The sequence below is a fragment of the Acinetobacter tandoii DSM 14970 = CIP 107469 genome, assembly GCF_000400735.1.
In the GTDB taxonomy this organism is placed as follows: Bacteria; Pseudomonadota; Gammaproteobacteria; order Pseudomonadales; family Moraxellaceae; genus Acinetobacter; species Acinetobacter tandoii.
In genome coordinates, this window is record NZ_KE007371.1 from 251,147 (window position 1) to 266,410 (window position 15,264).

Below are 15,264 nucleotides of genomic sequence, written 5' to 3' on the forward strand. Positions count from 1 at the left end.
CATCACACTAACCAAAATATAGCACTACGCAAATTTAGATAACATCTGTGTCATCTACAACAAAGCTTAAAGCGCAAAAAGCCCCGAATGACTTCGGGGCTTCTTCTTTTTTCTAGCAGTTACTACATTCAGATTGGCTGAATTGCTTAGCGATGATGTTCCTGAACTGGAATCTCACCAAATTTACCTTGATTGAAATCTTCAAAGGCCTGAATAATTTCCTGTTTGGTGTTCATCACAAACGGACCATAACCCTGAATTGGTTCATTCAACGGTTTTCCTGTCAAAATTAAGAATTTCGCATCCGTAAGCGCTTCCAACTGAATCTGTGGTTCAGCATCATGTGCAAATAACACAATCGAGTTATCCAACACTTTTTGATGACCATTCAGTAGCATTTCACCTTGTAACACCACGACTAAGGTGTTGTGATCGACTGGCACAAATACGTCTTGGCGGTGACCTGCTTTCAGCACACCATCCCAGACATTCACTGGACTAAAGGTTGACGCTGCACCTTGCTGCTCTGCATACGTACCCGCAATCACACGTAAATGCCCAGCTTCATCTTCAAAGTGAATCACAGGAATTTCTTGAGCTTGAATGGCTTGATATTGCGGGGCTGTCATTTTATCGGCTGCGGGTAAATTTACCCACAACTGGGCCATTTCAAACAAACCGCCTTTCTGCGCAAACTTAGTCGAGTGAAATTCCTCATGCACCAAACCTGAACCCGCAGTCATCCACTGCACATCGCCCGTTTGGATCGTGCCACCACCGCCACTAGAATCTTTATGTGTGACTGCACCTTGATAGGCAATGGTCACGGTTTCAAAGCCACGGTGCGGATGTGAACCCACACCATGCTGCTCTTTGGTAGGTGTAAATGGATACGGCGCAACATAATCTAACAACAAAAATGGGCTAATCGCTTGTCCTAAACGGTCATAAGAAAACAGGTTTCTCACTGGAAAACCATCACCGACCCAATGCATATTTTGGTTACGGTACACACCTGTAATTTTTTTCATTTCAAAACTCCTATCTCTAGGATCTAACATGCAGTCATGTTAAGCATTTTAAAGTGCAGGACATAGTGAGCTTATGCGATACACCATCCTATTTTTACAACAATCTCTCCAGCATATTGAATTTATATGTTTTTATTTTCGTATCGAGTGCAACAACAAAACTATCTCAAAAATAAGACAATCTTTCCCAAGATCATCCTTTAAGCTTAATTACAACTCTGCTTAATATAACAACAACGCAACCATGCGCTAAACATAATTATGAGCATGGCTGAGTTCTCTATTCATCCACTAAAGTAATAAGAAAATGGGTAAACCTTATACTCGCTTAGATAAAAATAATGCTGCCGTTTTGTTGGTCGATCATCAAACTGGACTGTTGTCCTTGGTACGTGACATCGATCCCGATAAATTCAAAAACAATGTACTGGCTTTGGCCGATGCTGCTAAATATTTTAATTTGCCTACCATTCTGACCACCAGTTTTGAAAATGGTCCAAATGGTCCGCTTATTCCAGAATTAAAAACCATGTTCCCTGATGCTCCCTACGTTGCTCGACCAGGACAGATCAATGCGTGGGACAATGAAGACTTTGTCAAAGCCATTAAAGCTAAAGGTAAAAAGCAACTGATTATTGCAGGTGTCGTGACCGAGGTCTGTGTGGCTTTTCCAGCACTATCCGCACTAGAAGAGGATTTTGAAGTATTTGTGATTACCGATGCTTCAGGCACGTTCAATGCCTTGACCCGTGATGCCGCATGGAAGCGTATGTCACAAGCAGGTGCACAACTCATGACATGGTTTGGCATGGCGTGTGAACTGCATCGTGACTGGCGAAATGATATTGAAGGCTTGGGTACACTCTTCTCCAATCATATTCCTGATTATCGTAATTTAATGATTAGTTTTGATCAAAATAACCCACAAAAGTAATGCCCTGATTGCTGAAACACTGAAGTGATCATTTAAAAAAAATCCAGAACATCAGTTCTGGATTTTTTAAATTCAAAGTGTTTTGACTTAGATTTTACCAATCAGATCAATCGATGGTGCCAAAGTCGCATCACCTTCTTTCCATTTTGCTGGGCAAACTTCACCAGGGTGTGCATGCACATACTGGGCTGCTTTAACTTTACGCAATAGTTCTTGCGCATCACGCCCCACACCGCCCGCATTAATTTCAATAATTTGGATTTTCCCCTCAGGATCAATCACAAATGTGCCACGATCTGCCAAACCTTCTGCTTCAATCAGCACTTCAAAGTTTTTCGCCAAAATCCATGTTGGATCACCAATCATGCTGTACTGAATTTTCTTAATTTCTTCTGAACTGTCATGCCATGCTTTATGCGTGAAATGGGTATCAGTCGAAACTGAATAGATCTCTACACCCATGTTTTGGAATTCTGCATAATGATCGGCTAAATCGCCTAATTCAGTTGGACATACAAAAGTAAAATCGGCAGGATAGAAAAACACAACCGACCATTTGCCATAAAAATTCTGTTCAGACACTTGAACAAATTCACCATTTTTATAAGCCGTTGCGTTGAAGGGTTTGATTTCAGTATTGATTAAACTCATGTGCGGTTCCTCGGTATCAGTGACTGTATTTGTTTAACTTGAAACCAAGAATAAGAAATTTCCCCATATAGGTAAAACCGTAGTTTTTTATAATTTTAATCGGTTTTATAGATTTAAAATTTAGATGCTATTTTCCTTTTTAATGATTTTATCCGATACAAATAAAAATGCTGGTGACCACCAAAGCCATCACCAGCATTTTCTATCAACAGCAAAGATTATGCTGAAGGGTCGGTCACATCGATACACATGTACTTCATTTCTAAGTACTCATCGATGCCCCATTCTGAACCTTCACGGCCTAAGCCTGACTGTTTCACACCACCAAACGGAGCAACTTCATTCGAAATCGCGCCTGTGTTTACACCCACCATGCCATATTCTAACGCTTCGCCCACACGCCATTGACGTGCAGCACTTTGGGTAAAGATATAGCTGGCTAAGCCAAACTCAGTGTCATTTGCCAGCGCAATCGCTTCTGCTTCAGTTTCAAAGCGGAATAACGGTGCCAATGGGCCAAAGGTTTCTTCTTTCGCAACACGCATGTCTTGCGTTACATCACGCAGAACGGTTGGTTCAAAGAAAGTTTTACCCAAAGCATGTAATTGACCACCGATCAGTACTTTCGCACCTTTCGTTTTCGCATCATCAATATGTGATTGCACTTTAGCTACGGCTTTCGCATCAATCAATGGACCTTGCGTCGAGCCTTCGACACGACCATCACCCACTTTTAATTTTGCAACTTCAGCCACTAAGCGCTCACAAAGTGCATCATAAATGCCTGCTTGCACATAGATACGGTTGGCACACACACAAGTCTGACCGCTGTTACGGAATTTGCTCATCATGATGCCTTGCACAGCTTGATCAAGATTCGCATCATCAAATACGATCACAGGCGCATTACCACCCAACTCTAAAGAGAGTTTTTTGATGGTTGGTGCACATTGCTGCATCAAAATACGGCCCACTGGCGTCGAACCTGTGAAGCTCAGTTTGCGTACCACATCGCTGTTACACAATGTTTGACCCACTTCAGCAGCATCACCCACAATGTTCAACAGAAGATCTTGTGGCAAGCCTGCTTGCAAGGCCAATACTTCTAATGCATAGGCAGATAACGGGGTCTGTTCTGCTGGTTTCACCAACATTGAACAACCCGCTGCAAGTGCAGGTGCTGCTTTACGCGTAATCATCGCGGCTGGGAAGTTCCACGGCGTAATGGCCGCAGTCACACCAATCGCTTGCTTGATCACCACCAAACGCTGATGCGCTTGAGTTGGAGGAAGAACCGCACCATCAATACGACGGGCTTGCTCTGCAAACCAACGAATAAACGAGGCTGCATAGGCAATTTCACCACGTGCTTCAAGCAAAGGTTTACCTTGTTCCGCAGTCAACAACTGCGCCAAGTTTTCCTTATGCTCAAGCATCAATTCATACCACGCCCACAAGATGTCGGCACGATGTAAAGCGGTTTGCTTTTTCCAAAGTGCTTGTGCTTGTTCAGAACGAGTAATGGCTGCTTCAACGCCCGCTTGATCATAGGTTTTTACCCATGCCAAACTTTCGCCAGTCGCTGCATCTTGAACTTCAATAAAGCCGCTTGAAGCAGGTGCTTCAAGGGCAATATCAGGATGTGCTAATAAATATTGCAATCCTTGTTGAATCATGCTGATTGCTCCGCAGTTTGCGCCCCAACAGTTGCTGGCAATGCTAAAGAATCAAAACCTTGTTTTAAAATGTCTAAAGCTTGACGGAATTGTTCTGTTGGAATGGTCAGTGGATATAAGAAACGAATTACGTTACCGTTTTTACCACAAGTTAATAACAACAAACCTTTCTGCATTGCAAAAGTTTGTACAGCTTTTGCGATATCCGCATTTTCGACTTCAACAGCAACCATTGAACCTAATGCACGAACATCATTCACGATGGTCGTTTCTGATTGAATTTGTTTCAATACCGCAACTAATTCTGCACCTAAAACATTAGCACGGTCGCAAAGCTTTTCTTCTTCAATCGCATCAATCACTGCATGTGCTGCTGCAACTGCAATTGGGTTACCTGCATAAGTACCACCTAAACCGCCTGGGTTTGGTGCATCCATCACGTCGATACGACCCACAACACCTGAAATTGGGAAACCACCGCCAAGACTTTTCGCCATCGTGATCAGGTCAGCTTTAGTTTCGTAATGATCCATTGCGAACAATTTACCAGTACGTGCAAAACCAGTTTGTACTTCATCTGCAATCAACAAAATGCCGTGTTGGTCGCAAATTGCACGTAAACGTTTTAAGAATTCAGCAGGAACAACGTTAAAACCGCCTTCACCTTGTACTGGTTCAAGCACGATTGCAGCTACGTCATGTGCAGATACATCTTCACTGAAAATATTTTCAACGCTTTCAATCGCCGCATCAACAGAAATACCTTTAGATGCCACTGGGTAACGCGCATGGAATACGCCACCAGGCATTACACCAAAATCGCGTTTGTATGGTGCAGTTTTACCTGTCATTGCCATCGTCATGAATGAACGACCATGGAAACCGTTACCAAAGGTAATAATGCCGTGACGACCTGTGTAAGAACGTGCGATTTTTACCGCATTTTCAACCGCTTCTGCACCTGTCGTGAAAAATGCAGTTTTTGCTTGACCTGCAATTGGTGCACGTTCATTGATACGCTCAGCCAAAGATACATAGCTTTCGTATGGTGTTACTTGGTAAGCCGTATGGGTGAACTTGGTTAACTGTTCAGTCACAGCCGCAATCACTTTTGGATGACGGTGACCTGTATTCAATACTGCAATACCACCCGCAAAGTCGATGTATTCGTTGCCATCTTTATCCCAAATTGTGGCATTTTCTGCTTTTTCCGCATACCACTGGCACATCACGCCTACGCCACGTGGGGTTGCTTGCTGTTTACGCGCATTGAGTGCAGAATGATTAGCATCCATTATTTTTTCCTCATTTTTTCATCGTCAATTACAGCTTTGGTCTATGCATCCGTTCGCCTAATTTCAGGATGCTTTACAATGACTGCCTATGACTGTAATTTCGCGCTTCTTGGGTCAACTGACCAGAGCCACTTTTTAACTGTAGGAGAGAGCCAATTGCGCAGTTTGTTAGGTGATCATTTATTACAACGTCTCCAGCAAGATACGGAGGGTAAGCTACATCAACGCCTATTCCGTTGCTTGAGAGGTGCGATTACCGAAGGTGTGATTCAGCCCAAAACGCGCTTACCTGCATCTCGTGATTTGGCCAATGAAGTCAAGGTATCGCGCAATACCGTGCTGTCTGCTTATGAGCAACTGCAAGCCGAAGGCTATTTGGAAGCACGTACGGGTCACGGTACTTGGGTTGCGGAGCACTTACCCGAAGTATTTTTAAATACCATTCATGGCAAGAAAGTTGAAGGAATTGCCAGAGCCAAAAAAAATGCATCTTTATCACAACGTGGTACACAAGTGATGGGACATGCCGCGGCATCTCCACATCAATGGGGTGCTTTTGTACCGGGTGCACCTGATGTGACTGAATTTCCACATCATATTTTTAGTCGGATTCAAGCACGTTTAAACCGTGAACCCAATATTGAACAATTAATTTACAGCAATGCTGGCGGCTGCCTAGAACTACGTAGTGCGCTGGCCGATTATTTGCGTGTCGCCCGTTCAGTTCAATGCGACACCGACCAAATTATTATTACCGAAGGGATTCATCAAGCCATAGATCTGGTCTCTCGAGCCCTGTGTGATATTGGCGATCAGGTCTGGATTGAAGATCCTGCCTATTGGGGAATGCGCAACACTTTACGTATTAATGGCCTAGACATTCACCCCATGCCTGTAGATGCCGACGGTATTATTCCAGAGCAAAATCCAGAAAAACCACCCAAACTGATTTTTGTGACGCCGTCACATCAATATCCATTGGGATCACATCTAAGCCTAGAACGACGCAAACAACTCTTGAGTATTGCCAAGCAAAATAATAGCTGGATCGTGGAAGATGACTATGACAGTGAATTCCGCTTCTCGGGTCAACCCTATCCATCACTGCAAGGTTTAGAATCCGATGCTCCCGTCATTTACATGGGAACATTCAGTAAAACCATTTACCCTGCACTACGTATTGGCTACTTGGTGGTGCCACGTTCGCTCTTTTCACCATTACGGATTTTGGCCGCAGAACTTTATCGTGGTGGACATTTACTCGAACAGAAAGCCTTAGCGGTGTTTATTCGTGAAGGGCATTATGAAGCACATATTCGACGTATGCGCCTACTGTATGGTAAGCGTCGTGCTTATCTGGTCGATTTGATTCATCGCTATTTAGGACCCGAATTTGTCCACGAATATAGCCATGATTCAGGTCTGCATCTGGTTATGAAACTGCCTGAACAGTGCGATGATGTTGCGATTGCGTCTAAAGCTTTAGAACGTGGTATTAAAGTTCGTCCCTTGTCTCAATATTATATGCACTCGCACGCACGTGCACAGCGTGGACTGCTGATGGGCTTTGCATGTGTGAATGAGCGCGATATGGTGATGTCTTTTGGTGTGCTATTACAATGTCTACGTGAAGCTGGTGTACCCACCGTGAATTGATTATCTGAATAGCACCAAAAAAAAGAGTCTCCGATTAGAGACTCTTTTTTTTTCAATTCAGCTTAACGCAGCTTAAACCAGTTTTTCTGTATTGTGATGTGCTAAATGAGAAGCCCTACGCTCTTTTCCCCAACCCAATTTTTCCGAAAGTAATCCAAAGAACACAATCGTACCGAACAAGACCGTCGTATAAATCACTTCTTTAAAATAGGTGCCTTCAATCAACATGGTCAGAATTGCCCCAATAATGGCAATGATCACACCATAGGTAACATAAGGGAACATCCACATTTTAAAATCAATTTGTACCCCTTCTGCTTCAAGTTTTTTACGCATACGGAGTTGCGAATAAGCAATTGCCAAGTACACGTATAGCGTCGCTGCACCTGTAGTGAGCATGAATACATCATAAACATCCATACTCTTGGTTGCTGTTAGAATCACCGCAATCACAGAGAAGAAACAAGAGACTATCACGCCTACTGCTGGGCTACCATGACGGTTCACCGTACCAAAACTCTTCGGGGCATCACCACGTTTGCCTAAAGAGAACAACATACGTGAACAGGTGTACAGTGCTGAGTTAAAACAGCTACAAACCGAAGTCAGTACGACAAAGTTGACAATATGACGTGCGCCAGGAATTCCAAGTGCCGTCAAAGTCACACTATAGGTACCCCAAGTCGAATCTTTCAAAAGTTCATTGTTGTGTGGAATCAAGCACACTGCTACAAACATTGAACCCACATAGAACAAGATAATACGCCAAACCACTGAGTTAGAAGCCTTACGGATTTCCTTCGAAGGATCTGCTGATTCTGCGGCTGCAACGGTGACAATTTCAGCACCAATATAGGCAAACATTACACCGAGTAAAGCCGTAATGACTGAGGATACTCCATTAGGCATAAAGCCTTGTGCGGTTAAATTACTGATGCCTGATGCAGCAGGATTGCCCCAAGGCCATAAGTGCATAATCGCTAAACTACCGAGCACAAGAAAAATCACAATCGCGATAACTTTGATCAAGGCAAACCAGAATTCAAATTCACCGTAGTTTTTCACGTTTTGTAAATTGACCGCGACCAAAGCAACAATGACGACCGTCATATAGGCCCAGATCGGGATAAATGGAAACCAATTATTTAAAATTTTACCTGCAACATAAGCTTCCCAACCCATGAGCATCGCGAGCGTACACCAATACAGCCAACCAATTGAAAAACCCGCCCAACGACCAATTGCTCGGTCAGCATAAGTAGAAAAAGAACCACTATCAGGGTTTAAAACAGCCATTTCACCAAGCATACGCATGATGAACCAAACCAATAAACCGCCTAAAGCATAAGTGAGAAATACCACAGGTCCAGTATTATAAATAATGCTGCCTGAACCGACAAATAAAGAACCACCAATGACACCTGCAATTGAGATCATGGTCAAATGGCGAGATTTAAGCCCGTTATGTAAGCCTTGAGAGCCGTTAGCTCCTGACTTTTGATGTCCAGCCATACAATTTTCCTTAACATGATAGAAATATAGCTGTCCCAAAGTCAGTTTACTCTAGGTCATCAATATTCCTAATTTTCTGGTGAATCTGCCCAATCGCCTAAGGAGAAAGATTGAGTGGGCAAATCCGACGTTTCCGTATGCATACTTCTATATAGGCTTAATTTGTCGTTTTGGCACTCAAGAAACGAGAGCCATTTTTCTTATGAAAGAAAGAGCCAATTGTTGCTTTAATGCACCAATTTTGTGCATTTATGTTATTATTCAATATTTTAACCCACTGAATAAAGTACATATTTAATATAAAAATAGATATATATCAGCTTGTTATAATTAAGAAACAGTTAAAATAAAGGCTTACTCGAATAAATAATATGTTCAAAAGAATGGAGGAGCCATTCTCTATAACTTTGGTCTGACTTGACACTATGTAGTCAAACTAAATAAAAAAAACCTTCCTAGCAAAGCCAAGAAGGTTTTATCTGTTTTGGAGGCAATTGGATTAAAATATTTGCCTTAGATCTATGATCTAAAACGGTAAATCATCATCCAAATCTGCAGGTGCTGGTGCAGAAGGTGTTGCTTTAGGTGCAAAACCACCTGGATTATTGTTGCCATAACCACCTTGGTTACCACCGCCCTGATTATTGTTAAAACCGCCTGCGTTGCCATAACCTTGGTTATTATTATTGTTATAACCTGTGTTATTGCCATAACCACTGTTCTGGTTATTGTTAAAACGCGGTTGATTAAACCCAGCGTTATCACTCGGCACACCTTCACCTTGCTGACGGTTCGAATCAAGCATTTGCATTTGTTCACCACGAATCTCTGTGGTGTAACGTTCTTGACCATTTTGGTCTGTCCATTGACGCGTACGTAATGAACCTTCAATATAAACCTTTGAACCTTTACGTAAATATTGCTGAGCAATTTCACCTAAACGATTGTGCAAGACAATTCGGTGCCATTCAGTTTGTTCTTTACGTTCACCTGTGCTTTTGTCAGTCCAAGAATCGCTGGTTGCGATTGAAAACTGAGTAAGCGAGCCCCCATTTGGAAAAGTTTTCGTCTCTGGATCTCGGCCTAATGTGCCCACTAAAATAACTTTATTTACACCGCGCATCTGATGTTTACTTCCTATCTATTTCTATTATTTACTTTATAAGAGTTATGCTTAAATGGCTACCTCTTTCCCCAACAAGTGCGTTAAATGTTGTCGCGCAGCTTCATCAATCCGCTGCTTATCTACTTTCACATACGCCACTTGTTGGTCCGACATCACCACAACTTCTTCAATACCACGAATCGCTAAAAGTTGAGAAGTCCACTCATCTGTTTGTTTATTCTCGGGTAAGCGCAATACCAACGATGAAAGATAACGTGGTTGAGCCAATCCAAAACTGATGAGTAGCCAAATTATAGCAATTGCGGTGAGGATACTCCAACCGAATGCGGTGTTATTCAGCATCAATAATTGACCACCCAATGTACCGCCAAAAAATGCCCCTAAAAACTGACTGCTGGCATTTACGCCCATCGCAGTGGCTTTGGACTGAATCGGTGCAGCTTTAGACAGCCACGATGGCAATAAAGCTTCCATGACATTAAAGGCAATGAAGAATAAACCCAGTCCGATCAATAAGATATATTTAGATTCATAGCCAAAAATGAGGGTAATTAAACCTAAAATGATGCCTGCAATTGCAGTCAGGAAAATACTGCGCATTTTTCGATATTTTTCCGCCACAATAATACTGGGGAAAGCAAAAAACAGGCTAATCACCAGCAAAGGCAGATAAATTAAACCATGCTTGGCTAATGGAATTTTTGCAAATTCAATTAATTGGGATGGCACATAAATAAACATTGCCGTGAGCAATAAATGCAGGGTAAATACAGACACATGCAGACGATTCAGATCTGACATTTTCAGCACTTGCTTTAACTGTGCCAAATAGCCTTGCTGAAAGTTTTTGTGATGTCGGGTTACTTTCGGTACCAGCAACAACATGGCAATGGCCGCCAAGCCCATAATGGTTGTAACCCAGAACAAGCCCGAAATACCCACCAAACTGGTCAGCCAAGGACCCAAACTAAATGCCACCACAAAAGACAAACCAATACTCATACCCATAGCCGCCATGGCTTTGGTACGCTGCTCTTCACGGGTGACATCAGCCAGCAAAGCCATCACCACTGCAGAAACCGCACCCGCACCCGCAATGGCACGACCAATAATCACGCCATAAATGGTGTCAGACATCGCTGCGACTGCACCACCAATCGCGAACAACAATAAACCCAATACTACCAAAGGCTTTCGGCTAAAACGGTCGGCAATTAAGCTAAACGGAATTTGTAAAATGGCTTGACTGAGCCCATATACGCCCACAGCCAAACCAATCAGCGCAGGTGTCGCATATTGATACGACTGACCAGCCACGGAAAAGACTGGAATAATCATGAACAGGCCCAACATGCGCAATGCAAAAATACTGCTTAAAGCAAAGGTCGAACGGCGTTCTAAGGAATTCATCATATCAATAGACTTAAATGCGTTGAATTTGGAAGTTATGCTACAACATTCAGACATGAATGCGTGGTGATTCTGGAATTATCTCAAGAAAAAAGGGCGCAATTCAATGCACCCTGAATTCTACTGTGTGGACATTTCGTTCCCATGAACGATTTAGCCTTGCTGTCCTTGGCGCTTGCTATATTGAATGGACGCAATAACGGCCCAAACAATAAAGGCGACACCAATTAAACCTGTGACCACTTCTGGAACATGTACACCTGTCCCACTGGCCAACATAATGAATGCCAAAGCACCAATCGCATAATGCGCACCATGTTCAAGGAAAATGTAGGCATCGAGGGTGCCTTTTTCAACCAGATAAATCGTCATTGAACGCACGAACATTGCACCAATTGCCAGACCCAGCATAATGATGACCACATCCGAAGTAATCGCAAATGCGCCAATTACACCATCAAAACTGAATGAGGCATCGAGGACTTCAAGATAAATAAAGCCCCCCAAACCTGCTTTGATCACGCCTGTAGATGCACCACTAGCATCATGTGCCACGGCATTGCCCTCTTCATCAATTTCAGGCTCACCACCTAACAAATGACTCAGTACTTGCACACCGATATACACCACGATGCCCCAAATACCCGCCATCGTCACCAACAAACGTTCAGCATCTGAAACATTGGCTGCCATAATCAACAATGCGATCAATGAAATAAAGACAGACATTGCAGGAACATTGGCCAAGTTGGCTAAACGATGCTCTAACCATTTAAACCAGTGCGTGTCTTTACCTTCATCAAAGAAGAAATTCAAAAACACCAATAACAAGAATGCACCACCAAAAGCAGCAATTTCAGCATGATGGGCCATCAGTTTTTCTGAATATTGTTGTGGCTCATTCAATGCCATGTTCACCACTTCGAGCATGCCCATATCGGCAGTCACAGCCACAATCACAATTGGGAACACCAGACGCATGCCAAATACGGCAATAATGATACCCACGGTTAAGAAGATCATTTTCCAAAAATGATCCCATCCGCGGAGGACCGAAGCATTCACGACCGCATTATCAAACGACAATGAAACTTCCATCACCGCCAAAATTGCGGTAATGGTCAGCGCAGTAAACATGGTCTTCAAGCCTGCTTCAGGACCATGCGTAAAGCCCCAATAAGCAGAAATGGCAAGACACACAATCGTAAATAAGATAGAGAAACCAAAATGTTTCATCATAACGAAGTGACCTTTGGATAATAAGAGCGCTATAGCATGACTACAGCATAAAAATTCATGCGCGATATTATGACGCTTTTACACGCTAAACCAAAATTGTTCTGCGATTTTTTCTGCGAAGAACTTTGCCCTGTAAAAAATGGGTCGTCTATTGAGCATGCTTGCGTTAGTCTAGTCGCCATAATTTGTAAAGCTAGACCAGGAAACCCGCATGCTTTTTTCTGAACAATTGTGGCAGCGTAATCTCGACCTCTACCAAAAAACTTTAGCGCTTCCTTTCAACCAAGAACTCGCACAAGGTTCGCTCAGCCGTGAAGCCTTTAGTCATTATGTCATTCAGGATGCGCATTATTTATTGGCATATGGCCGTGCTTTAGCGGTATGTGCAGCAAAAGCATATGAAGCCGATGATGTCATGCAATTTTCGGACGCCGCCAAAATTGCGATTGTGGTTGAGCGCAGTTTGCATGACAGCTTTATGCAAGAATTCGATGTCTCGAAACAACAGTTTGAAACTACACCACTGACCTTGGCTTGTCATCATTACACATCATTTTTAAGTGCAACTGCGTGGTCAGAAAGTTATCCTGTCGTGCTGGCTGCATTGTTACCTTGCTTTTGGATTTATGCCGAAGTTGGTCAAGACATTGTGCAGCATTCTGTAGCTAATAATCCGTACCAAGCTTGGATTGATACCTATGCGGGCGAAGAATTCCATACCGCTGTGCGCAATGTGATTGCCACTGTAAATAAAGTCGCCGCACGTTGCGATGCCGACACCTTAGAAAAAATGCACGCGGCGTATCGCATGGGCGCCAAACTCGAATGGTTATTCTGGGACAGTGCTTATGATCAAAGACAATGGTTGGGTTTAGACCATCTATAATTGAAGTATCTATTAAACTGATCATGAGGGCTGTTGGCTCATGATCATCTTTTTAAGTGATGGGGAAAAATATGTATATTGGAGAATTGGCTGCGTTAAAAGGCACCACCCCGAAAGCTATTCGGCATTATGAAAAACTCGGTTTATTGCCCGTCGCAAAAAGAAAAGGAAATTATCGTATTTATGCAGCGATTGATGTCCAATCAGTCAAAATGATTCGTCTTGCCCAAGCGGTTGGATTCAGTCTTGCCGAGCTTTACGACCTTTCTGTTTTAAAATATCAACAGAACCGATTTCCTGTAGAAGTGGCGAAGGCTTTAATCGCCAACAAGCATCAGCAAATTTTAGAACACCAACAAGCCTTAAACCGTTTACAAGAAAACTTAAAGCAATTGGAAGATGAAATTACCCAAACCTATATGACCGACAACAGCGCTGTATAGCAGCGTCAATTCACAAATCTGCAAATTAAAGCTTGACTCTGCCCCTAGGGGAAAGGTTTATGGTCATAACTCCTTTTATTATGGATTTATAAAATGAGTTCTCATCTTTCTATATTTAAAAATTCAACAGCATTAATTACAGGCGCATCTTCAGGAATCGGCAAAGGCTATGCGCAAAAGCTTGGGTCTTTAGGCATCCACTTAATTTTAACCGCGCGCTCTGAGCAAAAACTGAATGAGTTAGCCAATGAGCTTGAAAAAAAATATAACATTCAGGTCGAAGTCATTGGTCTAGATTTGGCTCAACCCCATGCAGCACAAAAGCTGTTTGATGAGGTACAAGCACGAAAATTGTCGGTCGAGATTTTAATTAACAACGCTGGATTTGGAAAATGGAGTCAATTTCTAGATCAATCTGCCACAACCTACAACGAAATGATCATGCTCAACATGAATAGTGTAACGTCCTTATGTTATTTATTTTTGCCACAGATGCTGGCGAGTAAAAAAGGCATCATGATCAATATCGCATCGACAGCAGCTTTCCAACCTTTACCTTATATTGCGGTCTATGGAGGAAGCAAATCTTACGTGCTTAATTTTACTGAAGGACTTGCAGGAGAATATGCATCTTCAGGGGTTAAATTGTTGGCAGTTTGTCCTGGCAATACCGAAACCAATTTTACAGAAGTGGCAAATGCCGATACTCGCGGCATGAAAAGCTCTTCAGTTGATGACGTCGTTTCAGCCACATTAGTCGCCCTAGATCAAAACAAAACATCTATTATTGTCGGGTGTAGTAACTATCTCACCGCTCAATTGCCCCGTATTCTATCTCGTAAGAAAATGCTTCATATGGCTGAACGTATTCTCAGAGACCGCGTTCTGAAAGCATCGTAAATATATACCAATTGAAAAGATTAAGAAACTTTACTTAATCTTTTCAGTGCTGAAAGATTTGCCACGCATAAATTAAACCTGCCGCCGCCACGACCCAACTGAGTGTCGCCACGCCCAAACATGACCACATCGACATGCGCGTCGCCAACACATAAACGGCAGCTAAATAAATGGCATAAGGAATCAGAGACCATAAGCCAAATAACGCGGTTTTTTGTAAGGCTTCCGCCCCTTTTTGCTGGTACACAATCACATGTGCAATCAGGGCAAAAGTGGGAAACAGAGGAACCAAACCCGCAATATAAAAAGCCTTACTTTTGGATAAAATTGAAATCAGCAGCACAACTGCTGCCCCCAACATACATTTTAAAAATAATGCCCACATACTTCGGTTCTATCCAATACTTTCACTACCTAACCCACCCTCGTATTCTGCGCTTTAAAAGGTAGCTTTGCATGTGAGTTTAGTGGAAATATCTAGGGAAAAATATCGAATCTGCGCCAA

Annotated in this window: 14 protein-coding genes; 5 read left to right on the plus strand and 9 right to left on the minus strand. The window is 42.7% G+C overall.

From position 1 onward, the window contains the following. Nucleotides 1–146: 146 nt before the first annotated feature. Nucleotides 147–1,031, minus strand: coding sequence for a pirin family protein (locus I593_RS16890; RefSeq protein WP_016168782.1), 885 nt, complete (start codon nt 1,029–1,031; stop codon nt 147–149). 307 nt (nt 1,032–1,338) lie between these two features. On the opposite strand from I593_RS16890, the gene ycaC reads away from it, so the two are divergent. Then, nucleotides 1,339–1,965, plus strand: a complete 627-nt coding sequence (ycaC, locus tag I593_RS16895; RefSeq protein WP_016168783.1) for an isochorismate family cysteine hydrolase YcaC — start codon at nt 1,339–1,341, stop codon at nt 1,963–1,965. An 87-nt stretch (nt 1,966–2,052) separates the two neighbouring features. On the opposite strand, the gene ahpC is transcribed toward ycaC, so the two are convergent. The 3 genes from ahpC to gabT form a co-directional block, all read right to left on the minus strand. Continuing rightward, nucleotides 2,053–2,616, minus strand: a complete 564-nt coding sequence (gene ahpC / locus I593_RS16900; protein WP_016168784.1) for an alkyl hydroperoxide reductase subunit C — start codon at nt 2,614–2,616, stop codon at nt 2,053–2,055. A gap of 218 nt (nt 2,617–2,834) precedes the next feature. Then, a complete protein-coding gene (locus I593_RS16905) occupies nt 2,835–4,292 on the minus strand; it encodes an NAD-dependent succinate-semialdehyde dehydrogenase (protein WP_016168785.1) in 1,458 nt (485 codons plus the stop codon). Further along, on the minus strand, nt 4,289–5,587 hold the full coding sequence (gene gabT / locus I593_RS16910; protein WP_016168786.1) for a 4-aminobutyrate--2-oxoglutarate transaminase: 1,299 nt from the start codon (nt 5,585–5,587) through the stop codon (nt 4,289–4,291). Before gabT ends, I593_RS16905 begins: the two co-directional genes overlap by 4 nt. A 156-nt stretch (nt 5,588–5,743) precedes the next feature. Here gabT and pdxR point away from each other — a divergent pair, with 156 nt between their 5' ends. Beyond that, nucleotides 5,744–7,243 carry a MocR-like pyridoxine biosynthesis transcription factor PdxR gene (gene pdxR, locus I593_RS16915; RefSeq protein ID WP_026440932.1) on the plus strand — a complete coding sequence of 500 codons (1,500 nt, stop codon included), beginning with the start codon at nt 5,744–5,746 and terminating at the stop codon, nt 7,241–7,243. A gap of 72 nt (nt 7,244–7,315) precedes the next feature. Here pdxR and I593_RS16920 read toward each other — a convergent pair whose 3' ends face one another. From I593_RS16920 to I593_RS16935, 4 genes are all read right to left on the minus strand, one after another. Next, nucleotides 7,316–8,755, minus strand: coding sequence for an amino acid permease (locus I593_RS16920; RefSeq protein ID WP_016168788.1), 1,440 nt, complete (start codon nt 8,753–8,755; stop codon nt 7,316–7,318). A 526-nt stretch (nt 8,756–9,281) separates the two neighbouring features. Continuing rightward, nucleotides 9,282–9,878 (minus strand): single-stranded DNA-binding protein, encoded by a 597-nt coding sequence (ssb, locus tag I593_RS16925; protein WP_016168789.1) that lies wholly within the window; start codon nt 9,876–9,878, stop codon nt 9,282–9,284. Nucleotides 9,879–9,929: 51 nt separating this feature from the next. Continuing rightward, nucleotides 9,930–11,294 carry an MFS transporter gene (locus tag I593_RS16930; RefSeq protein WP_016168790.1) on the minus strand — a complete coding sequence of 455 codons (1,365 nt, stop codon included), beginning with the start codon at nt 11,292–11,294 and terminating at the stop codon, nt 9,930–9,932. 150 nt (nt 11,295–11,444) lie between these two features. Then, the gene (locus I593_RS16935) at nt 11,445–12,530 is read right to left on the minus strand and encodes a DUF475 domain-containing protein (RefSeq protein WP_016168791.1); all 1,086 of its coding nucleotides are present in this window, start codon (nt 12,528–12,530) and stop codon (nt 11,445–11,447) included. Nucleotides 12,531–12,741: 211 nt separating this feature from the next. On the opposite strand from I593_RS16935, the gene tenA reads away from it, so the two are divergent. The 3 genes from tenA to I593_RS16950 all read left to right on the plus strand — a co-directional run bounded on the left by tenA (nt 12,742) and on the right by I593_RS16950 (nt 14,759). Beyond that, nucleotides 12,742–13,416: a thiaminase II gene (tenA, locus tag I593_RS16940; RefSeq protein ID WP_016168792.1), complete on the plus strand. Its 675-nt coding sequence runs from the start codon at nt 12,742–12,744 to the stop codon at nt 13,414–13,416. Between the two features lie 71 nt (nt 13,417–13,487). Next, nucleotides 13,488–13,859 (plus strand): MerR family transcriptional regulator, encoded by a 372-nt coding sequence (locus I593_RS16945; protein WP_016168793.1) that lies wholly within the window; start codon nt 13,488–13,490, stop codon nt 13,857–13,859. Nucleotides 13,860–13,952: 93 nt separating this feature from the next. Then, nucleotides 13,953–14,759: an SDR family NAD(P)-dependent oxidoreductase gene (locus I593_RS16950; protein ID WP_016168794.1), complete on the plus strand. Its 807-nt coding sequence runs from the start codon at nt 13,953–13,955 to the stop codon at nt 14,757–14,759. Nucleotides 14,760–14,802: 43 nt separating this feature from the next. Here I593_RS16950 and I593_RS16955 read toward each other — a convergent pair whose 3' ends face one another. Continuing rightward, nucleotides 14,803–15,144 (minus strand): GlpM family protein, encoded by a 342-nt coding sequence (locus I593_RS16955; protein ID WP_016168795.1) that lies wholly within the window; start codon nt 15,142–15,144, stop codon nt 14,803–14,805. Between the last annotated feature and the right edge of the window lie 120 nt (nt 15,145–15,264).